The organism is Rubrobacter marinus (assembly GCF_011492965.1).
Taxonomy (GTDB): domain Bacteria; phylum Actinomycetota; class Rubrobacteria; order Rubrobacterales; family Rubrobacteraceae; genus Rubrobacter_F; species Rubrobacter_F marinus.
In genome coordinates this window covers 2,995,330-3,017,961 of the sequence record NZ_CP045121.1, presented here as the reverse complement: position 1 = coordinate 3,017,961, position 22,632 = coordinate 2,995,330, and the positions used below count along the sequence as shown (strand labels likewise).

Sequence of the window (22,632 nt, the reverse complement as noted above, 5' to 3'; positions counted from 1 at the left end):
GAGGGTTGACGAGGTGCGGAACCGAAGGGGGAGAGCCTGCCAGGAGGCTGCCCCTGCGGGTCGTGAACGACTTGAACGAGGGAGAGTTTCGGGCGGCCTTCGGGTCCGTCTTCGAGCACTCGCCGTGGGTCGCCGCCGGGGCGTGGCGGAAGCGGCCGTTCGGCCGCTTCGAGGATCTGCACCGCGCGTTCGTGGAGGCGATGTACGAGGCCCCGGGCGAACGGCGGCTGGCCCTCATCCGGGCGCACCCGGACCTCGCGGGGAGGGCGGCGATCGCCGGCGAGCTCACGCGTGAGTCCGCGAGCGAGCAGGCCTCGGCGGGCCTCGACCGGCTCACCCCCGGGGAGTACGAGGCGTTCGCGAGGGCCAACCGCGAGTACCGCGAGAAGTTCGGCTTCCCCATGATCTTCGCCGTCAGGGAGCACACCAAGGAGTCGATCCTGGCCGGCGCCGAGGCCCGGTTGGCGCGCTCCCGCGCCGAGGAGACGGAGGCCGCGCTCGCGGAGATCGGCAAGATAGCGGCCCTGCGCCTGCGGGACCTGGTCGAGCCCGGGGGGGAGCCGTCGAGGAGAGAGGGAGGTAGGGCCATGGCCGAGACGAGCGGCGCGCGGGAGACGGCCGGGGGCGGGATCACCCTGGGCCAGAACAACTACGGGAAGTCCGGGATCCGCCTGTTCAAGGTCAGGCGCGACGCCGCGCGACACGAGATCTGGGACCTGGACGTCCGCGTCGCGCTGGAGGGCGACTTCGAGGCCGCCTACGTCGAGGGCGACAACACCGGCCTGCTCGCCACCGACACCATGCGCAACACGGTCTACGCGCTGGCGAAGGACCACCTCACCGGGAGCATCGAGGAGTTCGGCCTCGTCCTGGTCGAGCACTTCCTGGAGGCCGGCCCGACCGTCACGAGCCTCTGGGTCGAGATCACGCAGTCCCTGTGGGACCGGATCGGGGTGGACGGCCGCCCCCACGAGCATTCGTTCGTGCGGGGCCGCGGCGAGCGAAGGGCCAGGGTGTCGGGCGACGAGGGGGGCGGTAGGCGGGTGGAGGCCGGGATCGGGGACGTCTACGTGCTCAAGACGACGGCCTCGGGCTGGGAGGGTTTCTTCAGGGAACGGTTCACCACCCTCCCCGAGACGGACGATCGGATCCTCGCTACGGTCGTCACCGCCAGGTGGGAGTACAACACCGCGCACGCGGACTTCGATCGCCTGTGGAGGGGCGTCATGGACCGGACCCTGACGACCTTTACCGACCACTACAGCCCCTCGGCGCAGAACACCCTTTACCGCATGGGCAAGGCGGTGCTCGAGGCGTTCCCGGAGGTGGAGAGGATATGGTACTCGCTGCCCAACGTGCACCACATCCCCTACGACCTGGAGCGGTTCGGGATCCAGAACGGCGGCGAGATCTTCCACGCCACCAGGGACCCGTACGGCCAGATCGAGGGCTGGGTGGAGAGGCGAGGGTGAGCGGCTTCCTCACCACCCACGTCCTCGACACCGCGCGCGGGCGCCCCGCCGCCGGGATGACGCTGGAGCTGTTCCGCATCGAAGGCGGGGAGCGGCGGTCCTTGAAAACCGTCGAAACAAACACTGATGGGCGGACGGATGGGTCGATCCTGCCGGAGGGCGAGTTCGCCCCCGGTCTCTACGAGATCGTCTTCCACGCCGGCGAGTACTTCTCGGGCTACGAGGGCGTGGGAGACCCGCCGTTTCTGGATCTGGTGCCGATCCGGTTCGGCGTCGCGGACCCTTCGGCCCACTACCACGTGCCGCTCCTGGTCTCGCCGTGGTCCTACTCGACCTACCGGGGGAGCTAGGTGCGAGGCCTCGCGAGGACCGTGATGGAGCGCTGCGACGCCCTCGGCGGGATCAGCGAGGAGCCGGACCTCCTCGTCCGGCCCTACGGCTCCGGGGCGATGCGGCGCGTCAACGAGATCGTCGCCGACTGGATGCAGACCGCCGGCATGAGCGTGCGCCGCGACGCCGTGGGCAACCTGATCGGGCGCTACGAGGCCCGCGAGGGGGACGGGGGCACCCTCGTCCTCGGCTCCCACCTCGACACCGTCCGCGACGCGGGGAGGTACGACGGACCGCTGGGCGTCCTCGTCGCCCTGGCCTGCGTGGAGCGCCTGAACGACCGCGGCGAGCGCCTCCCGTTCGCCGTCGAGGTGGCCGCGTTCGCCGACGAGGAGGGCCTGCGCTTCGGCACGACCTTTCTGGGAAGCTCCGTCTTCGCGGGCACCTTCGAGCCCGGCCTGCTCGATCTCGTGGACGGCGACGGCGTGACGGTGGCCGAAGCCGTGCGCTCCTTCGGCGGGGACCCCGGCGCCCTGGCGGGGGGCCGGCCTCCGGACGGCCTGATCGGCTACTGCGAGGTCCACATCGAGCAGGGGCCGGTGCTGGAGGAACTCGGCCTGCCGGTCGGCGTCGTCACCGCGATACAGGGCCAGAGCCGCGCCGGGGTGGGCTTCGTCGGCGAGGCGGGGCACGCCGGGACCGTCCCCATGAAGGGGCGCCGGGACGCCCTCTGCGCCGCCGCCGAGTTCGTGCTCGCCGCCGAGGAGACGGCGCGGGGGGAGGACGGCGCCGTGGCGACGGTCGGGCGCATCGAGGTTCACCCGGGCGCGCCGAACGTCATCCCTGGCGAAGCAAGCCTCACCCTAGACCTCCGCCACGCGGACGACGCCGTCCGCGAGCGCGCCCTGGGGGCCCTGCGGGAGAGGGCCGAAGGCATCGCCCGCGCCCGCGGCGTGAGGAGCCGCTGGGAGGTGCGGCAGGAGAGCCGGGCGGTCCCCACCGACGAGGGCCTGAGCGCGACCCTCGCGCGGGCCGTCGAGGAGACGGGGCTGCCGGCCCACCGCTTGGCGAGCGGCGCCGGCCACGACGCCGCGGAGATCGCCGCCGTCGCCCCCGTCGCGATGCTCTTCGTTCGCTGCGAGGGGGGCGTCAGCCACAACCCGGCCGAGTCCGTGGGGGAGGAGGACGTCGCCGTGGCGATCGAGGCGATGGGTCGCTTCCTCGAGCTTCTCGCCGCTGAGCGGGGGTAGCGCCCATGGCCTACGACCTGATCGTCCGGGGCGGCACCGTGGTCGGGGCGGCCCCGTCGGGCGGTCCCACGCGGGCCGACGTCGCCGTCTCGGACGGCAGGATCGCCGCCGTCTCCCCGGAGATCGAGGGGGACCGCCGGGAGGAGGTGGACGCCAACGGGCTGTGGGTCCTCCCCGGCGCCATCGACGCCCACGTCCACTTCAACGAGCCGGGCCGCACGAGCTGGGAGGGGTTCGCGACGGGCACGAGGGCGCTCGCGGCGGGGGGCACCACCGCGTTTCTGGAGATGCCGCTCAACGCCCACCCGCCCACCGTCGACGCCGGGAGCTTCAACCTCAAACTGAGGGCGGCCGAGGCCTCCTCGCTGGCGGACTTCGGGCTGTTCGGCGGGCTCGTTCCCGGGCCCGTGGGGCGCCTCGACGAGCTCGCGCGCAGGGGGGTCGTGGGGTTCAAGGCGTTCATGTCCACCTCCGGCACGGCGGACTTCCCGCCCGCCGACGACCTGACGCTCTACGAGGGGATGCGGAGGGCGGCGGCGCTCGGGCTGCCCGTCCTCGTCCACGCCGAGAACAGGACCATCACGGACGGGCTCGCCGCCCGCGCCCGGGGCGCCTCGCGCACGACGATGCGCGACTACCTCGGCTCCCGCCCGGTGGTGGCCGAGCTGGAGGCGATGGGGCGTGCGATCTCCTTCGCGGAGGAGACCGGATGCTCCTTGCACGTGGTCCACGTCAGCACCGGCCGGGGCGTCGCCCTCGTCGCCGCGGCGCGGGCTCGCGGGGTGGACGTCACCTGCGAGACCTGCCCGCACTACCTGCTCCTGACGGACGGGGACGCGGAGGAGATCGGGGCCCTCGCCAAGTGCGCGCCGCCGCTCCGCCCGAGGGGGGACCTGGAGGAGCTGTGGGTGCGCGTCTCCGGCGGCGACGTCGCGTTCGTCGCCTCCGACCACTCGCCCTCGCCGCCGGAGACGAAGGTCGGGGAGGACTTCTTCGGGATCTGGGGCGGCATCTCGGGCTGCCAGTCCCTCCTGAACGCGATGCTCGACGAGGGCCACCACAACCGCGGCCTGCCGCTCGCGCGCGTCGCCGAGCTCGTCTCGGGGAACGTCGCCGCGCGCTTCGGCCTCCGGGGGAAGGGCCGCATCGAGGCCGGGGCCGACGCCGACCTCGTCCTCGTCGAGCCCGACGAGGACTTCGTGCTGGGCGAAGACGACCTCTTCTACCGCCACCGGGCGAGCGCGTTCGTGGGCCGGAGGTTCCGCGGGCGCGTCGCACGGACCCTTCTGCGCGGGAAGACCGTCTTCCGCGACGGCGAGATCGTCTCGCCCCCGATTGGTAGGCTGCTGAGGCCGCGGGAGCCGGTCGGGACGGGGGTTTGATGCCGCGGGCCGGCGGCGGCGCAGAGGGACGTCCAGAGGGTCGAGAAGGGAGAAGCGCGTGGGCGACGTGAGGATCACGGCGGGGCCGTACGAGTTCTTGGCGAGGTGGGAGAGGGGGAAGTCCCCCGAGACGTGCGCGGCCTTCGAGGCGCTCCTGCCCTACCGGCAGAAGATCATCCACGTCCGCTGGAGCGGGGAGTCCTGCTGGATCCCGCTCGGCGACTACGACCTCGGGGTCGGCCTCGAGGACCCGACGAGCGTCCCGCAGGCCGGCGAGGTCCTGTTCTACCCCGGCGGCGTCTCGGAGACGGAGATCCTGTTCCCCTACGCCGGCACGGTCTTCGCGAGCAAGGCGGGCCAGCTCGCCGGAAACCACTTTCTGACCATAACGGAGGGCAAGGAGCACCTCCGTGCCCTCGGGGAGAAGACCCTCTGGGAGGGAGCCCAGGACATACTCTTCGAGCGAGCCTCCTAGGGCCCCTGGCGGGCGCGTTTGCGCTCGCGAACAGGGAGGACGCATACCTTGTATGATTCTCCCGTTCCTGACCAGACTCGAAAGCGTGCGTTACGTCGTTCGCCCCGTTGGGGATAGGACGGTAGATGCGTGACCGGGGCTGAAAACGAGAGGGAAGGCGGTCTTCGCGACGATGCTGGGTATGGGAGAGGTGCTCGTGGGCTCCGAGGAGATCCGGGAGAAGGTGCGCGAGATGGGGGAGCGCATTACCGAGGACTACGCGGGCGAGAGGCTCCTGCTCGTCGGCATCCTGCGCGGGGCGGTCGTCGTGCTCTCCGACCTTATGCGCTGCGTGGAGCTGCCCTGCGACATCGACTTCATGGACATAAGCTCCTACGGGTCGGGGACCTCCTCCAGCGGCGTCGTCCGCATCCTCAAAGACCTCGAGGAGGACGTCGCCGGGCGCCACGTCCTGATCGTCGAGGACATCATCGACACCGGCCTCACCCTCTCCTACCTCAAGCGGTCCCTGCTCGCCCGCAAGCCCGCCTCGCTGGAGATCTGCACCCTCCTCACGAAGCCGTCGAGGAGGCAGGTCGACCTGGAGATCAAATACGTCGGCTTCGAGGTGCCGGACGTGTTCGTCGTGGGCTACGGGATCGACTACGCCGGGTCCTACCGCAACCTCCCCGAGATCCGGGCCCTGGAGCCGGAGGCGGCCCGGGCGTAGCGTGCTCTAGGCGCCGACGGCCAGTCGCGCCCTGGCGAGAAACTCCACGGCCTCGGCGCCGGGCAGGGGCCTGGCGAAGTGGTAGCCCTGCCCGTAGTCGCAGCCCAGCTCCCGCAGCAGGGCCAGCTGCTCGGCCGTCTCTATGCCCTCGGCCACCACGTCGAGGCCGAGGGCCCTTGCGAGCCCCATCACCGCCCGCACGATCGCCGTGTCCCCCGGCTCGCGGCCGAGGCCGTCGACGAAGGAGCGGTCGATCTTGAGGGTGTCGATGGGGAAGCGCTTGAGGTAGGAGAGCGACGAGTAGCCCGTCCCGAAGTCGTCCACGGCGATCCGGAGCCCGAGGGCCTTCAGGCCGAACAGCGTCTCGACGCCCTTCTCGGCGTCGTCCATCAGCATGCTCTCGGTGATCTCCAGGACTACGGCCGCCGGGTCGACGCCGGTCTCTTCGAGGGTCCGGGCGACCTCGGAGACGAAGCCCGGGTGCTTGAGCTGTGCCGCGGAGAGGTTGACGCTGACGACGGGGAGGTAGTCCGGGGGGAGGTATCCCTGCCAGCGCTTCGCCTGGAAGCAGGCCTCCCGCAAGACCCAGCCCCCGATCGGGCGGATCAGGCCCGTCTCCTCCGCCACCGGTATGAACTTGGCGGGGGAGACCAGGCCCCGCTCGGGGCTCTGCCAGCGCACCAGCGCCTCCGCCCCGATGATCCGGCCGGTAGAGAGCTCGACCTTGGGCTGGTAGTAGACGAGGAACTCCTCCTGGTCCACGGCCCGCCTGAGGTCCGCCTCGAGGTCCAGGCGCTCCAGGGCCTTCTCGTTCATCGCCGCGTCGAAGACGGCGTACCCCGAACCGGCCGCCTTGGCGCTGTGCAGCGCGACGTCGGCGGCGCGCAGGAGGCCGGCGGCGTCGTCGAGCCCCGGGGACGCCCCGAGGGCGGCCCCTATGTTCGCGGAGAGGAACACCTCCTTGGTGCCGAGCGTGAAGGGCGCCTCGAGCGCCCCGACCACGCGCTCGGCGATCTCCGTCGCCCCGGCCTCCCCCGCCACGTCCTCCAGCAGGACGACGAACTCGTCCCCGCCGAAACGGGCGGCGATGCCCCCGGCCCCGAGGCACGCGCCGAGGCGCCGGGCGACCTCGACGAGCGCCGCGTCGCCCGCGCCGTGGCCCAGGGAGTCGTTGACGAGCTTGAAGTTGTTCAGGTCCACGAAGAGGACCGCGACCCCGCCGCCCTCGCCCGCCCGCTCCAGGGCCCGCTCCAGCCCGGCGACGAGCATGCTCCGGTTCGGCAGGCCGGTGAGCCCGTCGTGGAAGGCCTGGTAGGCGAGCCGCTCCTCCAGCGCCCTGCGCTCGGTGACGTCGCGCGAGTTGAGGACGATGCCGCCCACGCTCGGCTCCGAGAGGAGGTTGTTGGCTATCGCCTCCATGTGGCGCCACGAGCCGTCCGCGTGGCGCACGCGCATCTCCAGCGGCTCGTGCACGCCGGGGACGCCCACGTTTCTGGTGAAGGACTGGCGCACCCGTTCGGCGTCCTCCGGGTGCACGTACTCGAAGGCGCTCCTGCCCAGCATCCCTTCCGGGTCGTGGCCCAGCACCCGCTCGATCGAGGGCGACTGGTAGCGGATAAAGCCCCCGGCGTCCATGACCGTGACGACGTCCGACCCGTTCTGCACGAGGGTGCGGAAGCGGCGCTCGCTCTCGCTCACGACCTTCAGGGCCTGCGCGAAGGCGTAGCGGATCGAGCGCTCCAGGATGTGGGCGTCGATCTGGCCCTTGATCAGGTAGCCCACGGCGCCGGCCTGCATCGCCTCGAGGTCCAGCTCCCGGTCGCCCCGTCCGGTGAGCAGGATCATGGGCGTCTTGTGGCCCTTCTCCGACGCGGTGCGCAGGAGGTCGAGGCCGCTCCGGCCCCCGAGGCGGTAGTCCAGGAGGCAGACGTCGTGCTCCTCGCGCCCGATGGCGAGGAGGGCGTCGTCGTAGTCCGAGACCCACTCCAGGTCGAGCTCCTCGATCTCCGAGAGCAGGTCGCTGATGATCACGTAGTCGTCCTCGTCGTCTTCGACGAGGAGCACCCTCAGAAGCTCCTTGTCCAATCTGTTCATAAGGCTTCGTTCCTCTCGGGCGGAAGCGTCACGGTCTTGCCCCAGTACCCCTCCATCGTTTTCATGACTTCGACCAGCGTCTGGAAGTCCGTGGGCTTGACCACGAACGAGTTGGCGCCCGAGTCGTAGGCGCGCGCGACGTCCTCCTCGGCCTTCGACGTGGTGAGGACCACGACGGGGATGCGCCTCGTGCGCGGGTCTCCCTTGATCTCCTTCAGCGCCTCGTGGCCGTCCTTGCGGGGCATCTTGAGGTCCAGCAGGATCAGGGAGGGGTACGGCGAGAGGGCCGGGTCGGCGTAGCGGCCCCGGCGCAGCAGGTAGCTCACCAGCTCCTCGCCGTCCTCGACGGAGCGCAGCTGGATCTCCGAGCCGCCTTCTTCGAGGGCTTCTTCGACCAGCAAGCGGTCGTCCGGGTCGTCATCGGCCAAGAGCAGCGTAATCATGGACTCCGTCTCCCTTTGCGGGGATCTCCTCGACGTCGTGGTGTTCGACGGGCAGCGTAACGACGAACGCGGCCCCCCGCTCGGGGTTGCCCGTCGCCGTGATCTTCCCGCCGTGGCGCTCGACCACCTTGCGGCAGATCGCCAGCCCCATCCCCGTCCCCTCGTACGAGCCCCGCCCGTGCAGCCTCTCGAACGGCGCGAAGATGCGCTCGGCGTGCTCCTCCTCGAAGCCTATCCCTTCGTCCTCGACGACCAGCCGGCAGAGCGCCGCGCCGCGCTCGTCCCTCTCGTCCACGAGCGAGCCGCGGACGCGGACGAGGGGCGGCTCGCCGGGGCGGTGGAACTTCAGCGCGTTGGAGACGAGGTTCTGGAAGAGCTGGCGCATCTGCATGCGGTCGGCCTCGACGACGGGCAGCTCGCCGACCTCGACCCTGCCCCCCGCCTGCTCTATCCGGGCCTCCAGGTCCGAGAGGACCTCGCGCGCCACCCCCCCGAGGTCGACCGGCGCGAAGGGGCGGGCCCGGGTAGTTACGCGGGAGAGGACGAGCAGGTCGTCTATGAGGGCCTGCATGCGGGCCGTCGCGCCCTCCATGCGGTCGAGGTAGTCGAGGGCCCTCCCGTCGAGGACGGCGGCGTACTTCGTCCTGAGTCGGTCGCCGAAGGTGCGCACCTTGCGAAGCGGCTCCTGCAGGTCGTGGGAGGCGACGTAGGCGAAGTCCTGCAGCTCGCGGTTGCTCCGCGCGAGCTTGCGGGCGTAGGACTTGAGCTCCTCCTCCGCCCGCTTGCGGTCGGTGACGTCGCGCAGTATGCCGGTGAACAGGGCGTCGTCGCCCTCGCCCATGGAGGCGAGCGAGAGCTCCAGGGGGAACTTCTCCCCGCCCTTGCGCAGGCCCGTGAGCTCGATGGCTCCGCGGCCCACGATGCGCCTCTCGCCGGTCTTCACGTGCCTGCGGACGCCCCTCTCGTGCGGCTCCCTGTAGCGCTCCGGCATCAGAAGCCGGAGCGGTTGCCCCACCGCCTCCTCCGCTCCGTAGCCGAAGATGCGTTCCGCCCCGGAGTTGAACGAGCGGATCAGGCCGTCCGTCGTCATCGTGATGATGGCGTCGGGGGCGGTGTCCACCAGGGCGCGGTGGCGCTCCTCGCTCCTGCGCACGGCCTCCTCCGCCCGCCTGCGCTCGGTGACGTCGCGGGCGACGAAGAGGACCTTGTCCTCCTGCATCGGCGAGACCGTCCCGTCGAACCACACCTCCTGGTCCCCGATCGGCAGGCTGTACTCGACCCTCACCGTCTGGCGGGTCCGAAGCGCCGCGCGGATGCGCTCCGCGAACGCGTCGGCCTGCTCCTTCGGAAAGAGCTCGTGTAGGGTGCGGCCGATGGTCTCCTCGGGGGGCCTGTACAGGAGCGAGGGGTTGGTGGGCGCTATCTCCAGGTAGCGGCCCTCCGCGTCGAGCACCAGGATCACGTCCGTCATCGCGGCGAACAGCGCCCGGAGGCGGGCCTCGGAGGCGCGCAGCTGCGCCGTGCGCTCGCGCACCCGCCCCTCCAGCTCCTCGTTGAGGCGACGGATCTCGGCCTCCGCCTCCTTGCGCTTCGTGACGTCCTGCACGATGCACACGAAGCCGCCGCCCTCCAGCAGGCTGACGGAGAGCTCCTGAGGGAAGGAGCTTCCGTCGCGCCTCTTACCGACGGCCTCCCCGCGCCAGTGCCCCTGACGGCCGATGGCGGGCATCACGTGCTCGTCGAACCGGGAGAGCTCGTCCTCGTCGTAAAGGTTTCGCCAGGTCTTCCGGCCCACGAGCGCCGCCGCGCCGTCGTAGCCGTAGACCCTGGCGTGGGCGTCGTTTGCGTAGGTAAAGGTTCCGTCCGCGTCGAGGATGGCGATGCCGTTGGCGGCCGTCTCCATGGCCGCGCCCTGACGCAGGAGCAGCGCCTCGGCCTCCTTGCGCTCGGTGACGTCCTCGCAGTTGACGAGGACCACGGTTCTGCCGTCCGGGTCCGGAACGGCGCGCGCGTTCTCCCTGACCCACATCACGCTCCCGTCCTTGCGGACCTTGCGGATCTCCCACTGGGAGATCCTGCCGGGGTTGCGCAGACAGTCGGCGACGTGCTCCGCGGCGGCCTCCCTGTCCTCGTCGCAGAAGATGTCGAGGACCGGGCGGCCGATGAGCTCGTCGGGCTCGTAGCCGAGCTGCCCGGCGCCGAAGCGGTTGACCGAGAGGACCGTGCCCCCCTCGTCGAGCGTGAAGTACATGGAGGGGTTGTCCTCGTAGAGCACCCTGTAGCGCTCCTCGCTGTCGCGCAGGGTCTCCTCGGCCTCCCTGCGCTCGGTGACGTCGCGGCCGTTCATCACGATCCCGCCCACGCCGGGCGTCGCCGTCATGTTGCTGAAGGTCGCCTCGAAGAGCGCCCCGGAGCCGTCGGCGCGGCGGGCCGCAAGCTCCGTCGTGGTCTTGGCGCCCGGCTCGCGCAGGACGCCCGCTATCTCCTGCCTGGCCCCGCCGCCGGGGATCAGGAGCTCGAAGACGTCCCTGCCGACGACGGCTCCCGCCGCGTGCCCGAGCACCCGATCGACGGAGGGCGCCGCGTACCGGACGGTGCCGGCGGCGTCCAGGATCAGGATAAGGTCGGCCCCCTCCTGCACGAGGGAGCGGAAGCGCTCCTCGCTCTCCTCCAGCGCCCTCTGCTCCGCCCGCCGGTTGCGGTCGCGCCTGACAAACCAGGCCGTCAGCAGGATCGCCAAGCCCGCCACGGCGAAGCCGCCGACGTCGGCCACGAGGACGACGCGCCCGCCGTACGCCCCGTACTCGGCGTCCGCGCTCTCCAGGACGTCACGCAGCTCTTCGAACGTCGGGTCGACCACCCCTTCGTCGAGCGCCCTCGCCTCGTCTATGCGGCCCTGCTCGATGAGGCGAAGTTCCTCGTCGATGGCGGCCTCGCTTGCGAGTAGGAGCTCGCGTATCCGCTCCGGCTGCTCGCCGGAGGTCAACGCCTCCAGGGCGGTTAGCGACCGCGCCAGGTCCGCGCGGCTCTCCGCGATCTGTTCTGCGGCTTCGGGGGTCACCTCGCCCTCGACGACGGCCTCGTACTCCCCCAGCTGCTGCTCGTTCACCTCCTCCTCGATCTGGACGAGGAGGATCTGTACGTCGTGGCTCCGCAGGGCGCTCTCGTAGAGCCTCTCGACCACGAAGGCGGTGAGGAACGCGATCGCGAGCACGGCCGCGGGCAGGATCCACTCCCCCTTGCCCCGCCACCCCCTGCCCGAGTCGCCCGCGCTGCCCGATGCCATCTCTATGCCTGTCCGCTCTCCGTCGCGTTACGCCTACCCCATGATTGTCGGTTGGACGCAACAAAATCTTTAACGCACGCCGGGCCCCGAAACCGCCGCCCCGGGGCATGAGCAGCGCCCGAGGGACGACCGGCCGGGCTCGACCGGGGGCCGGACGCTCCGACAGCGTCTATCATTCGACGATCTAGAGGGAGGAGAGAGCTTTGCGGATCCAGAACAGCACCTTCTTCGTCACCGGCGGCGGCTCCGGGCTCGGGGCGGCCACAGCCCGCATGCTCGCCGGGAACGGGGCGAGCGTCCTACTCGCCGACGTAGACGAGGAGGCGGGGGAGGCCACGGCCGCGGAGATCGGGGACCGCGCGCGGTTCATCCGGACGGACGTCACGGACGAGGGGAGCGTCGGGGCCGCGCTCGACGCGGCCTCGGAGACCTTCGGCTCCCTGAACGGGGCGGTGAACTGCGCCGGGGTAGGCCCGGCGGCGAAGGTCATGGGGAAGAAGGGCCTTCACGACCTCGGCCTCTTCGAGAAGACCGTCGGGATCAACCTGGTGGGCACCTTCAACGTGATCCGCCTCGCCGCCGCGAGGATGGCGGAGAACGAGCCGGACGAGGGGGGCGAGCGCGGGGTCGTCATCAACACGGCGAGCGTGGCCGCCTACGACGGCCAGATCGGGCAGGCCGCCTACGCGGCGTCCAAGGGCGGCGTCGTCGCCCTCACGCTGCCGGTGGCCCGCGAGCTCGCCTCGCACGGCATCCGCGTGATGACGATAGCCCCGGCATCTTCGAGACGCCGATGCTCGCGGCCCTGCCGGAGGACGCGAAAGACTCCCTGGGCAAGCAGGTGCCGTTCCCGCCGAGGCTCGGGCGGCCGGAGGAGTACGCCGCGCTGGCCGGGCACATCGTCGAGAACGCGATGCTCAACGGCGAGGTGATCAGGCTGGACGGCGCCATACGCATGGCCCCGAGGTAGGGCGCCCTTACGCTCGGTAGAGGTCTCGGTACGGAGCAGCCGCGACGTTCGGTCTCGCCTGCTTCGGCCCGCGGCTCTGGAGCTAGACCCTCCGTCGCTCGCGGCGAGGGAGAGGGATCGCCCGGCGTCCCTCAGCGCCCTTATTCGTCCTCGCCGGCGGCCTTACCGCCCGCTCGGCGCAGGCCGTAGGGCACGCACAGGGGGGCGCCCGTGCGCGGGTCGGTGACGAAGTCCGCCTCCACGGAGAAGACCTCGGCCAGAAGCTCCGGCGTTATGACCTCGCGCGGCTCGCCGGAGGCGAAGACGCGTCCCCCCGAGAGGGCCACGATGTTGTGCGAGAATCGCGAGGCGTTGTTCAGGTCGTGCAGGACCATGAGGATGGTGCGGCCCTCTTCGCGGTTGAGGCGTTCGAGGAGCTGGAGGACCTCCAGGGCGTGGGCCATGTCCAGGTAGGTCGTCGGCTCGTCCAGGAGCAGGGTCTCGGTCTCCTGCGCCAGGGCCATCGCGATCCAGGCGCGCTGCCGCTGGCCGCCGGAGAGGGTGTCGAGCGGCCTGTCGGCGAGCTCCCGCACGCCGGTGGTGTCGAGGGCGCCCTCGACGGCGCGCTCGTCCTCCTTCGACCACTGCCTCAGCCAGCCCTGGTGCGGGTAGCGCCCCTGGGCGGCGAGCTCGCGCACGGTCAGGCCCTCGGGGGCGGTCGGGGTCTGCGGCAGGATGCCGAGCGACCTCGCGACCTCGCGCGTGGGCAGACCGAAGATGTCGGCGCCGTCGAGGTACACGGCGCCGCCCTTCGGCCTCATCATGCGGGCCAGCGACCTCAGCAGGGTGGACTTGCCGCACCCGTTGGGACCCACGATGCACGTGATCTCGCCCTGACGCACCTCGACGGAGAGCCCCTCCACGACGTCGGGCCCGTCGTAGCCGAGGGTGACGTTATCGGCTCGAAGCTCGCTCACCCTTTCCCCTCCGTGCCGCGCGTCGCCGGCCGCCCCGAATGCTCCCTCCGCATGGCGCGCGGGCAGGTGGGGCACGGCGCGTCGCCGACCCTGTAGTAGAGGCAGCAGGCGTTCTTGAGCCTCGTCCTCACGGGGACGCCGTCGCGCACCAGGGTGAGGTGGTTGGCCTTTCCGGGGATGTGCGGGGAGCCGTCCAGCATCCCCTCGGCGAAGGCCCGAGCCTCGTGCTCCAGATCCAGCACCGGACCCGCCCACCCGAACGCCTCCGCGACGAGGTCCGCGACCATGCCCCACAGCGCCCGCTCCGACCGCCTCACCCCGCACCGGCGCAGGGCCGCGAACAGCCCGGGCACATGGGCCTCCGCGAGCCCCTCTCCGAGCCAGGCCGTCATCTCGTCCTCGCTCGCGAGGACCACGGCACCCGCCGCCCCCGCGGCCTCGTTGCCCCCAAGCACGGCGAAGCGTCCTTCGAGGAAGGCGACCCCGTCGGCCCGGCCGCGCTCGTCGAAGCGTAGCGCCACGTTCGCCGCGCCGACGTCCGGTACCCGGCGGTCGACCAGGAACGCCGCGACCGCCGGGACGAGGATCGGCCAGAGGTAGGCGCGCAGGAAAAGCGAGCCCGCGACCGCCCGGTCCCCGCTCCCGTAGGAGCGGCCCACGCGTTCGAGCAGGTCGTCGAGGTGCGCGTCGTCCCCCGCGAGGTCGGCGCAGCCCGTCCATCCCGTATCCGCGGGGAGGCCGATGTGGGCGGAGAGGGCCGGGCCGCCGTCCTCGACGGCCGCGAGCCGGGCGAGGGTCGTGGCCAGCGGCGAGCGGCGCTTCGGTCGTGCGCGGCTCTCCGTCACGCCGCGGCCCCGGTGGCCGGGTCGCCGTCGAGCGCCGCCTGGAGCAGGGGCGTGAGCTCGTCCAGCAGGTACGGCAGGCTGAGGACCGTACCGAACGAGAGCGCGCCGGCGAGCGGGTCGTTCGCCTCCAAAAAGAGATCGCGCCCCTCCCTCGCGGCCGTGAGCCGCTCGTACAGCGGGTCGCTCGTGAGGGCCTCGCGTTCGGCGGGGGCGTTCACGATCCACACCAGCACGTCCGCGTCGATCACGCTCAACCTCTCCCGGCTGATCGTCGCAAAGAACTCCTCGCCCGCGAGCTCCACGACCTCCGGGGGGAGCTCGAAGCCCAGGGAGGTCAGGAAGCGTCCCCGGGGGTCCTCGGGGCCGTAGGGGTAGTAGTTGCCGCCCTCTCCGGTCAGCGCTATCACCCCGGTCGCGCCCCCGAATTGCGGGTACCGCTCGCGGGTCTCGCCTATCTTCGCCTCGACCCCCGAGATCAGCTCCTCGGCACGCGCCTCGTCGCCCAGCGCGCGGGCGACGAGGCGCGTCCCGTCCTGCCACGGGACGCCGAAGTCGACGAAGCCCTCGGGCGCGGCGAGGGTCGGCGCGATCTCCGAGAGCGTGCCGTACTGCTCCCCGGTCATCCCCGAAGAAACCCCGACGATGAGGTCGGGCCCGAGGGCCGCGATCTGCTCGAAGTTGATCTCCGAGGCGGGCAGAACCTCCGGCTCGGCCTCGCCGAGCTCGTCTTGCGCCCACGGCCACGTCGCCCGCGGCCGCTCCCCGAACCACTCGCGCACCCCGACGGGCGCCACCCCGAGCGCGAGCACGGGATCCTGGTCCGTGTAACCGACCGTCACGACGCGTTCCGGCCTCCCGGATACCTCGGTCACGCCGTACTTGTGCTCGATCGAGCGCGCCTCGCCGGAAGATCCCCCGCCGCCCGCGCCGCCGCACCCGGCCGCCCCCAGCAACAAGAGACCGCCGGCCCCGAACAAAAATTCCCTGCGGGTCGGCCGAAACGGGCCCGAAGATGGCGCCACGCCCGCCCCCGGGCTCCTCGCGACGCCGACGGATACGTCTCTCGCAACCTTGCGGATGGTTGGTCTCATCCTCGTCTCCTTCCGCCCGAAGGGGCAAAGCGATCTGTCGATCCTTCCGATTCCCCGGCCCACCGGATCTCCCGGGCCCCGGACGTCCTGCTCGCGCCGCGGCACCCCGCCCGGGCCCCCCCGACGGCTCATGGCCCCCTCACCCCTTGCGCCCCCTGAAGAGCAGGTACAGAAAGAACGGGGCACCGACGATCGAGGTCACGATCCCGCAGGGGATCTCGGTGGGCGGGAGCAAGACCCGGCCCAGGAGGTCCGACAGCACCACGAGCGCCGCGCCGGTTACGGCCGTCACGGGCAGCAGGCCGCCGAAAGAGGGGCCGGCGAGCCTGCGGGCGATGTGCGGCGCCATGAGCCCGACGAAGGCGATGGTCCCCGCGGTGGCGACCGCCGAGGCGGCGAGCGCGACGCTCGTCAGGACGAGGAGGCCGCGCTCCCGTTCGACGCGGACGCCCAGGCCTCTGGCCACCTCGTCCCCGAGGTTCAGGGCGTTCAGGCGCGGGGCGCGGGCGAGGGCGAGCGGCACGAAGACGGCGAGCCAGGGCAGGAGCGACCATGCCTGCTCCCAGGACCTGCCGTAGACGCTGCCGGTCAGCCACACCAGGGCCTGGCTGACCTGACGGATCTCCCCGAAGGTGATCACGAGCGTCGTCAGCGAGACCGCGACCGCGCTCAGGCCCACCCCGACGAGGATCAGCCGCACCGGCGAGCCGTCGCCCCTCCAGGCGATGGCGTACAGCAGCGCCGCCACGGCCAGCGCCCCGACGAAAGCCGCCGGCGGGACGAAGGCCGCCGGGACGGAGGGCAGCACCACGATCAGGGCCACGGCCGCGAGCCCCGCGCCGGCGTTGATCCCGATGATGTCGGGCGCGGCGAGGTCGTTGCGCGTGAGGCCTTGCAGGATCGCCCCGGAGACGGCGAGGGCGGCCCCGACGAGGAGGGCGACGAGCGCCCTCGGCAGCCGGAGCGTATTCACGATAAAGGAGGAGCTTGCGTCTCCGGTCTCCATCCCCAACACCGTCCTGACCACGTCGAGCGGGGCGATGGGATACTCGCCGTAACCGACGTTGGCGACGGCGCCCGCGAGCGCCACGCCCCCGATCGCGACGAGCGCGGCGACGGCGCGCAGGTCCAGCCGGAGGGAGAAGCGCCCTCCCGCCGGCCTCACGGTGACGCGCCCCCTCAACTCCTCACCCTCCACCGTACGAGGTAGACGAAGAGGGGCGCGCCGACGAGCGCGACCGTGACCCCAACCGGCAGCTCCTGCGGCCTCAGAACCACCCTGCCGACGACGTCGGCGCAGACGAGCAGTATCCCGCCCAGAAGCGCCGAGTACGGCAGGATCCAGCGGTAATCCACCCCGACCAGGAAGCGCGCGAGGTGCGGCGCGACGAGCCCGGCGAACACGATGGGCCCGGCGACGGCGACGGCGCTCCCGGCCAGCAGGACGATCGCAAGCGCCACGGCGAGCCTGGTCAACGCCGTCCTCTGACCGAGACCGACCGCCACGTCCTCGCCGAGGGCGAGCACCGTGACGCGGCGCCCCAGGACGAAGGCGAGGGTCAGGCCGGCCAGGGCGTAGGGGAGTATCTGCAACAACAGCCCGAGGTCCCTCCCGGCGACGGAGCCGGCGAGCCAGAAGCGGATCTCCTCGAGCGTCTGCTGGCTGAGGATCAAGAGCGCCATCGTCAGCGAGGTGAACAGGGCTTCGAGCGCTGCCCCCGCCACGGTGAGCTTCATCGGGGACGCCCCGCCCAGAGAACCCAGCAGATGGACGACCGCCCACGCGACCGCCGCCCCGACGAAGGCGAGGGGGGCGTAGACCGCCAGCGAAGAGGCGCCGAACACGAAGACCGTGGCGACCACCGCGAGCGCCGCCCCGGCGTTGATGCCGAGTATCCCCGGCTCCGCGAGCGGGTTGCGCGTGAGCCCCTGCATGAGCGCCCCGACGACGCCCAAGGACGCCCCCACCAGCGCCGCGATCAGGGCGCGCGGCACCCGCAAGGTGCGGATGATGAGGTGCTCCTCGGAGCCGTCGTAGGCGAAGAAGGCCGCCAGGACGTCCCGCGTCCCTACCTCCGCCGCCCCGAACCGGACGCTCGCCAGCACGCACAACGCGAGGACGCCCGCGCACGCGAACGCGCCAGCGAGGAGCCAGCCCCGAGACCTGAGCGGCAGCGCCAGGATGCCGCCCAACCCCACCCCAACCGGATTACGAACCTGGATCACACCCTCCTTGACCCGCCGCCGCAAGACCGCTACGGTAGCTATCGCTACTGAGAATCGTTTGCAACAAATCGGGAAGAAGATACACGAAAGGGGGTCGGTAGGCAATTGATCGGGATCACGAGGCGGGGAGGGCTGGAGGAGCGGGCCGATGAGGTCCGGTGCGTACTCGTGGTGGACGGCGAGTGCGGCGGCAGGGTCGCGGGGCGCCCCGGGGCCCTGGAGTACGAGGAGGAGTTGCTCGACGAGCTCGCGGAGATCGAGGTCGAACTGCTCCGGGGGAGAGACGGAGGGAGAGGGTCGAATGGTGAGTAGGTCCGGATGGCGCGGCTGCGTCGGGGTGCTCTCGCTGGCGGTGGCCGCGCTCGTCCTCACGGCCTGCGGGGGCGGCGGGGAGGCGTCCGGCGCGGCGGGAGATCGGGGGGGCGGCGGGAGGACCGTCGAGCACGCGATGGGGGAGTCGGCGGTCCCCGAGCGCGCCGAGCGCGTGGTGGTGCTGGATACCGGCGAGCTCGACAGCGCGATCACGCTCGGCGTACAGCCGGTGGGGGCCGTGGAGGCGATCGAGGGGTCGGGGTATCCGCGGTACCTCGAGGGGACCGAAGGCATAGAGAACGTCGGCACCATCGAGCAGCCCAACCTTGAGAGGATCGCCGCCCTCGAGCCCGACCTCATCCTCTCCAGCAAGCTCCGGCACGAGCAGATCTACGACCAGCTCGCCGCGATCGCGCCGACGGTCTTCACCGAGTCCACGGGCGTGACGTGGAAGGAGAACTTCGACGTCCACGCCGAAGCCCTCGGCAGGACCGAGGAGGCCGAGAGGGTGAAGGCCGACTACGGGACGCGCGTCGAGGACTTCAGGGGGTCCGTCGGGGAGACGCCCCCGGAGGTCTCCGTCGTCAGGTTCCTCGCCGGCGACACCCGCATCTACCAGAAGGCGTCGTTCGTCGGGACGGTGCTGGAGGACGCGGGCCTGCCCCGCCCCCCCTCGCAGGACGTGGACGACTTCGCGATAACGAACGCGAGCGCCGAGCTTATCCCCGAGATGGGCGGCGACGTCGTCTTCGTCACCACCTACGGCCCCGAGGAAGAGTCGACGAGAGCGGAGATCCTGAACGACCCCCTGTGGCAGAGGCTCGAAGCCGTTCAGCAGGGCAGGGTGTACGAGGTCTCCGACGACCTGTGGATGCTCGGCATCGGTTACACCGCGGCCAACGGCGTGCTGGACGACCTGACGAGGTACGTCGTGGAGAGGTAGGTCCCCTGCGCCCGAGGTGGCCCGGCGGCTACCCCGGAGGCCAGCGTCGCTCGGGGTCGACTATTCCGCGCTCGACCCTTCGTGACCGGGGGCGGCGTAGTCACCGGTGCTTGCTCTTGGGGGCGACTCGTAGACGAACAACGCGACGAGCATCGATACCGAGAAGACGAGGGCTGCCAACAGGAACACCAGGTACGGGCTGGAGTAATCCACGGCTCTCCTCTCGCGCCACCGCCCGGGGTAGCCGAGCGGGCGAAGCACGACTTTCGCGCAGTCTGGACTCCGGGCGGCCGTCGTTCCACGCACAGGACCCGCACCTACCCACGCGGTGGGGCGGGCCTCGGAAGATCCGGGACGGACTTCGCGGCTGGCCGAATGCCTTCGTGCCAAACGGGGTAGCATGGGGGAGGGCGATCAGGAAGGGGAACAGCCGTGGACGATCTCAACCCCATAGCCGCCAAGGGCGCGCAAGAGATAGCGGAGGCCCAGCGACAGCGTTACGGGGCACGCATACAGGAACTGGTGCAGATGGGCACGACCCGCGAACTCGCCGAGTACCTCGTCGGTCTCGAGATAAGGGTCGCCAGACTCGAACAAGGGGCGCCTACGACGAACCCGTAGCTACCCACGACGCGCACCGGCCGCGTGGCGCCGCTCCTCCCCGGCGCAGAGCGCGTCACGCGCCCGGTGCCGTGCTCCATGCCTGCCTCTCGACGGGGGAGCAGAACAACGGCTTCGGCAGCTCCGGACGCCCCGCGACCGCGCCAGGCGCACGAGCCCGAAGGTCGTCGAGGAGCGCGTCGACGACGGCTACCCCGGCCTCGCTCGACGAGCGCCGCAAACTCCTAGAGCAGTTCGTTCTCCTCGAGTGCCCGTACCGTCCGGTGGGCGACCCTCTCCATGAGCCTGAGGTCGCGGTCTCTGAGCCAGGGGTCGGGTTCGTGGCTGGCGCAGCACAGCGTCCCGTAGGCGCGGCCGTCCGAGAGCACCAGCGGCACGGCCGCGTAGGAGCCTATGCCGGCCTCGCTCGTGGCCCACAGGTCCCTGGTCACGTCCTCGCCCCTCGCGTCGGGGACTACTCGTCTGATGCGCCCGTCGATCACCCTCTTACAGTAGGACTCGTCGAGCGGGGCGGAGTCGCCCTCGCGCCAGCCGAAGGATTCCCCGTCGCCCTCGACGGCCCGGAAGACGAGCCGGTCCCCCGCGAACTCGGAGACGAAGGCGACCTCCATGGCGAGGGCGCGCCTGACCTCGCCCAGCAATCGCTCCAGGATTTGCGTGTCCTGCTCGGTCTCGTCGTGGCCCATCGATCATCCCCTGCGTCTTCGTAGAGTATGACTACCACGCCCGCGCGCGGTCGAAACCGGAAGGGGGCGACGCGGGAGCCGGACCTGCGGCGGATGCGCCGAGCTTCGCTTGCTGCAAAAATGCCGGCAGGTGAGCGGGAACCTCCGACGAAGGGGGAAGAGAGATGGTCCCAGCAGACGAAGCCGCAGGCCGCTCTGGACGACGGAGGAGGACCGGACCGGGCCGGACGATCCTGGGCTTCCTCGTCTTCTACGCCGTCGCCTTCAGCGCCCTCGCCCTGGCGGGCTACGACGACTCGCTGCCGGCGTTGCGGCTGGTGGCGGGCGCCCTGACGGGTTACGTCCTGGGGTACCTCGCCTCCAGAGCCCCCGGCCGGCCAGGCGAGAGCGTGGCCACCTACTTGTTCTACGGGGCGCTCGGGGCGATGACGATCGCGGCCGTGTTCGTCGTGACGTCGGGGACGGCGGAGGCCTCCGATCCCTGGTTGCTGGCGAGCCTGGGGTTCGTGTCGGGCATCCTGGCCGCGGCCTACGTCAGGCTCAAGTCCGAGAGACGCCCCCGGCATCCGATCGGATAGGGGACGGGACATCCCCCGGCGCGGCAACGCCGCCTTGCCCTCCCACTGCCCTCGAACCCGGCTCGGCGCCCGGAGGTGCCGCTCCGCAACGGCCGTCCCTCGGCGGAGAGATGCCCCGGCGGATCGGACGCTGCTCGGCGTCCCCCGGCGCCCGCAGCGGGCCTCCTATCGGCCAGCGGCCGGGTCGGATCCCGCCCGGCAGCCGTCGCCGCTCCGAATGGATCTGTAGAAGCCCTCTGGACTCTCCTCGAGGCAGCGGGCGCGGCTCGCTTATCGGACGCCCATCCCACGCCTTTCGACGGACGCAAAGAGGGCCGGGGCCCCGAAGGACCCCGGCCCGGACCAACCGATAGCCCGGGGCTACTTGATCTTGCCGAAGATGAGGACCTCGTTCTCCGTGTCCCAGTAGACGCTGTCGGCGTCCTGGAAGAAGTCCCTCAGCGCCTTGGCGTCCTGCGCGGTGGGCATGACCAGGGCCTCCTCGGCCCCGTTGTCCAGGATCAGCTGGTAGGAGAACTTGCCGTCCTGCAAGGGCCCCTGGCTGCTCCAGTTGGAGTGGACGTCGGTGACCTTGCGGACCTTGATGGCCGACTCCGTGTTCTGCTCCTGCTGGGACTTGTCCGTCATCCGGCTCCTCCTCGTTCTTCGCGGTTTTTCCTACGGCGCCCTCCTACCCACGCAGGCCCCCGCCGCAAACGGCACGACGCGAATGGGGCCACGGACCCCAACCTCCGGGAGCTTTATCTGCCCCGCCGCCCGATCCCGGCTGGCCTCCTCCGGCGCTTCCGGTTCTCGGGCCGGGCGCCCGTCGCGGCGCTGGGTGTGCCGACCCGCTAGCAGGCCCGGGGGTTCCGCTCCTCCCCGATCAGCCCTTCGGTCTCCTCCGCGACGAAGACGAGGTCCTCCACGGAGGGGTTGGCGGCTTCCCGACGCCTCCCGCCCACGCACACCTCGGACGGCATCTCGGGGTCGGGGGAGAGCTCCACCCACGCCACCCTGCCCCCGGGGTCGAACGCGTTCGGGACGCTGGCGATCACCAGGTGCGGGTCGAAGCGCGCCACCCTGTTCCCGATCGCCCCGAGACCGGCGGCCTCGACCTCGTCGCCCGGACGCAAGACCCGCAAGGCTTCGGCGATGGTGTCCCGGAAGGCCCGGTACTCGTCCTCGAAGGCGACCAGGATGCGTATTTCGACCGACCCCTTCCCCAAGAGCAGGATCAAGCGTATCTACTTCCAGGTAAATATTATCGCCCATTCGGCAAAGTCGCGTAACACGGGGTTTGCGGGCGCGAGCCCCGACCTGACGACACGGGGCCACTTCGACGCCGCGACGGGGAAGCGTGCTACCGCCGCCTGGCTCCCAGTCGCCTTATAGCGTCGAGGATTACTCCCAGGCCTGCGCCCTTGGAGAGCACCTCCTGCGCCCCGGCGCGCACCGCCTTCCCTCGGCGATCCAAGTCCAGACGGTCGGTGAGCGCCAGCACGGGGACGGCGGGCTCCCCGTCGACGAGCTCCCCCACGAGCTCGGTCCCGTCCCCGTCGGGCAGGCCGAGGTCCACCACCGCGGCGTCGAAGGGGCCCGCGCCGCCGGAGCTCAGGCACGCGCGGGCCTCGGCGAGCGACCCGGCCTGCGCGGTCGCCTCGAGGTCCGGTCGCGCCCCCAGCACCACGGCGAGGGCTTGACGGAAGGCGGCATGGTCCTCCACGACCAGCACCCGCACGGTCTTTCGTTCCGTTCCCATGCGGGGTAGCACCTCCGACAACATAGCGTCCATACCGCGAGCGTACCCCGTGAGGGGTCCCGGCGGTATGGGCGAATCGTCCCGCCCGTACCCGGGCGTTAGTCCCGCTCCGTCCCGTCCGGCACGCACCCCTTTATCGGCCGCGCACGGGCCCGGCTTTAGCGAAGACCGCCGGGGGACCCCGGCAGGAAACGGTACGCCGCGGCTTCTCCCGGAGCACGA

The 22,632-nt window shown here is 71.2% G+C and carries 23 protein-coding genes and 1 pseudogene; 11 read left to right on the top strand and 13 right to left on the bottom strand.

The annotated features are described in order from the left end of the window. Positions 1–5: 5 nt before the first annotated feature. The 6 genes from pucL to hpt all read left to right on the top strand — a co-directional run bounded on the left by pucL (position 6) and on the right by hpt (position 5,618). Positions 6–1,472 (top strand): factor-independent urate hydroxylase, encoded by a 1,467-nt coding sequence (pucL, locus tag GBA65_RS24510; protein ID WP_228281389.1) that lies wholly within the window; start codon positions 6–8, stop codon positions 1,470–1,472. Next, a complete protein-coding gene (gene uraH / locus GBA65_RS15575) occupies positions 1,469–1,822 on the top strand; it encodes a hydroxyisourate hydrolase (protein WP_166397345.1) in 354 nt (117 codons plus the stop codon). The genes pucL and uraH overlap by 4 nt, the downstream gene beginning before the upstream one ends. Beyond that, the gene (locus GBA65_RS15570) at positions 1,823–3,052 is read left to right on the top strand and encodes an allantoate amidohydrolase (RefSeq protein WP_207955812.1); all 1,230 of its coding nucleotides are present in this window, start codon (positions 1,823–1,825) and stop codon (positions 3,050–3,052) included. It begins immediately after the preceding gene. Positions 3,053–3,057: 5 nt separating this feature from the next. Further along, entirely contained in the window at positions 3,058–4,434 is a 1,377-nt protein-coding gene (gene allB / locus GBA65_RS15565) for an allantoinase AllB (RefSeq protein ID WP_166397344.1), read from the top strand. 58 nt (positions 4,435–4,492) lie between these two features. Further along, complete coding sequence (locus tag GBA65_RS15560) at positions 4,493–4,909, top strand: DUF3830 family protein (RefSeq protein ID WP_166397343.1); 417 nt, start codon at positions 4,493–4,495, stop codon at positions 4,907–4,909. Between the two features lie 172 nt (positions 4,910–5,081). After that, on the top strand, positions 5,082–5,618 hold the full coding sequence (gene hpt, locus GBA65_RS15555; RefSeq protein WP_166397342.1) for a hypoxanthine phosphoribosyltransferase: 537 nt from the start codon (positions 5,082–5,084) through the stop codon (positions 5,616–5,618). Positions 5,619–5,624: 6 nt separating this feature from the next. Here the strand turns inward: hpt and GBA65_RS15550 are convergent, their stop codons facing one another. The 3 genes from GBA65_RS15550 to GBA65_RS15540 are packed head-to-tail and all read right to left on the bottom strand — an operon-like array spanning position 5,625 to position 11,441. After that, positions 5,625–7,712, bottom strand: a complete 2,088-nt coding sequence (locus GBA65_RS15550) for a putative bifunctional diguanylate cyclase/phosphodiesterase (RefSeq protein WP_166397341.1) — start codon at positions 7,710–7,712, stop codon at positions 5,625–5,627. Continuing rightward, positions 7,709–8,155, bottom strand: coding sequence for a response regulator (locus GBA65_RS15545; RefSeq protein ID WP_166397340.1), 447 nt, complete (start codon positions 8,153–8,155; stop codon positions 7,709–7,711). The genes GBA65_RS15550 and GBA65_RS15545 overlap by 4 nt, the downstream gene beginning before the upstream one ends. Further along, positions 8,130–11,441: a PAS domain S-box protein gene (locus tag GBA65_RS15540; RefSeq protein ID WP_166397339.1), complete on the bottom strand. Its 3,312-nt coding sequence runs from the start codon at positions 11,439–11,441 to the stop codon at positions 8,130–8,132. Before GBA65_RS15540 ends, GBA65_RS15545 begins: the two co-directional genes overlap by 26 nt. A 203-nt stretch (positions 11,442–11,644) precedes the next feature. Between GBA65_RS15540 and GBA65_RS15535 the strand changes: the two are divergent. Beyond that, a pseudogene (locus GBA65_RS15535) lies at positions 11,645–12,411 on the top strand (3-hydroxyacyl-CoA dehydrogenase). 140 nt (positions 12,412–12,551) lie between these two features. On the opposite strand, the gene GBA65_RS15530 reads toward GBA65_RS15535, so the two are convergent. The 5 genes from GBA65_RS15530 to GBA65_RS15510 all read right to left on the bottom strand — a co-directional run bounded on the left by GBA65_RS15530 (position 12,552) and on the right by GBA65_RS15510 (position 17,484). Continuing rightward, positions 12,552–13,367 carry an ABC transporter ATP-binding protein gene (locus GBA65_RS15530; RefSeq protein ID WP_166397338.1) on the bottom strand — a complete coding sequence of 272 codons (816 nt, stop codon included), beginning with the start codon at positions 13,365–13,367 and terminating at the stop codon, positions 12,552–12,554. After that, positions 13,364–14,212 (bottom strand): ferric iron reductase, encoded by an 849-nt coding sequence (locus GBA65_RS15525; RefSeq protein ID WP_166397337.1) that lies wholly within the window; start codon positions 14,210–14,212, stop codon positions 13,364–13,366. The genes GBA65_RS15530 and GBA65_RS15525 overlap by 4 nt, the downstream gene beginning before the upstream one ends. Continuing rightward, positions 14,209–15,303, bottom strand: coding sequence for an iron-siderophore ABC transporter substrate-binding protein (locus GBA65_RS15520; protein ID WP_166397336.1), 1,095 nt, complete (start codon positions 15,301–15,303; stop codon positions 14,209–14,211). Before GBA65_RS15520 ends, GBA65_RS15525 begins: the two co-directional genes overlap by 4 nt. A gap of 139 nt (positions 15,304–15,442) precedes the next feature. Further along, the gene (locus tag GBA65_RS15515) at positions 15,443–16,486 is read right to left on the bottom strand and encodes a FecCD family ABC transporter permease (RefSeq protein ID WP_228281385.1); all 1,044 of its coding nucleotides are present in this window, start codon (positions 16,484–16,486) and stop codon (positions 15,443–15,445) included. Next, complete coding sequence (locus tag GBA65_RS15510) at positions 16,483–17,484, bottom strand: FecCD family ABC transporter permease (RefSeq protein WP_407691101.1); 1,002 nt, start codon at positions 17,482–17,484, stop codon at positions 16,483–16,485. Before GBA65_RS15510 ends, GBA65_RS15515 begins: the two co-directional genes overlap by 4 nt. Positions 17,485–17,634: 150 nt before the next feature. On the opposite strand from GBA65_RS15510, the gene GBA65_RS15505 reads away from it, so the two are divergent. Together GBA65_RS15505 and GBA65_RS15500 are read left to right on the top strand one after the other, a co-directional pair. Continuing rightward, positions 17,635–17,841 (top strand): hypothetical protein, encoded by a 207-nt coding sequence (locus tag GBA65_RS15505; RefSeq protein ID WP_166397334.1) that lies wholly within the window; start codon positions 17,635–17,637, stop codon positions 17,839–17,841. Then, positions 17,831–18,784, top strand: coding sequence for an ABC transporter substrate-binding protein (locus GBA65_RS15500; protein WP_166397333.1), 954 nt, complete (start codon positions 17,831–17,833; stop codon positions 18,782–18,784). Before GBA65_RS15505 ends, GBA65_RS15500 begins: the two co-directional genes overlap by 11 nt. A 60-nt stretch (positions 18,785–18,844) precedes the next feature. On the opposite strand, the gene GBA65_RS15495 is transcribed toward GBA65_RS15500, so the two are convergent. Further along, positions 18,845–18,997, bottom strand: coding sequence for a hypothetical protein (locus tag GBA65_RS15495; RefSeq protein ID WP_166397332.1), 153 nt, complete (start codon positions 18,995–18,997; stop codon positions 18,845–18,847). 219 nt (positions 18,998–19,216) lie between these two features. On the opposite strand from GBA65_RS15495, the gene GBA65_RS15490 reads away from it, so the two are divergent. Beyond that, positions 19,217–19,405: a hypothetical protein gene (locus GBA65_RS15490; RefSeq protein ID WP_166397331.1), complete on the top strand. Its 189-nt coding sequence runs from the start codon at positions 19,217–19,219 to the stop codon at positions 19,403–19,405. Between the two features lie 224 nt (positions 19,406–19,629). On the opposite strand, the gene GBA65_RS15485 is transcribed toward GBA65_RS15490, so the two are convergent. Continuing rightward, positions 19,630–20,091, bottom strand: coding sequence for a GAF domain-containing protein (locus GBA65_RS15485; RefSeq protein ID WP_166397330.1), 462 nt, complete (start codon positions 20,089–20,091; stop codon positions 19,630–19,632). 164 nt (positions 20,092–20,255) lie between these two features. Here GBA65_RS15485 and GBA65_RS15480 point away from each other — a divergent pair, with 164 nt between their 5' ends. Next, positions 20,256–20,669, top strand: a complete 414-nt coding sequence (locus tag GBA65_RS15480) for a hypothetical protein (protein WP_166397329.1) — start codon at positions 20,256–20,258, stop codon at positions 20,667–20,669. Positions 20,670–21,029: 360 nt separating this feature from the next. On the opposite strand, the gene GBA65_RS15475 is transcribed toward GBA65_RS15480, so the two are convergent. The 3 genes from GBA65_RS15475 to GBA65_RS15465 form a co-directional block, all read right to left on the bottom strand. Next, positions 21,030–21,296, bottom strand: coding sequence for a hypothetical protein (locus GBA65_RS15475; protein ID WP_166397328.1), 267 nt, complete (start codon positions 21,294–21,296; stop codon positions 21,030–21,032). A gap of 206 nt (positions 21,297–21,502) precedes the next feature. Further along, the gene (locus tag GBA65_RS15470) at positions 21,503–21,889 is read right to left on the bottom strand and encodes a hypothetical protein (protein WP_166397327.1); all 387 of its coding nucleotides are present in this window, start codon (positions 21,887–21,889) and stop codon (positions 21,503–21,505) included. A 122-nt stretch (positions 21,890–22,011) separates the two neighbouring features. After that, positions 22,012–22,410, bottom strand: a complete 399-nt coding sequence (locus tag GBA65_RS15465; RefSeq protein WP_166397326.1) for a response regulator — start codon at positions 22,408–22,410, stop codon at positions 22,012–22,014. Between the last annotated feature and the right edge of the window lie 222 nt (positions 22,411–22,632).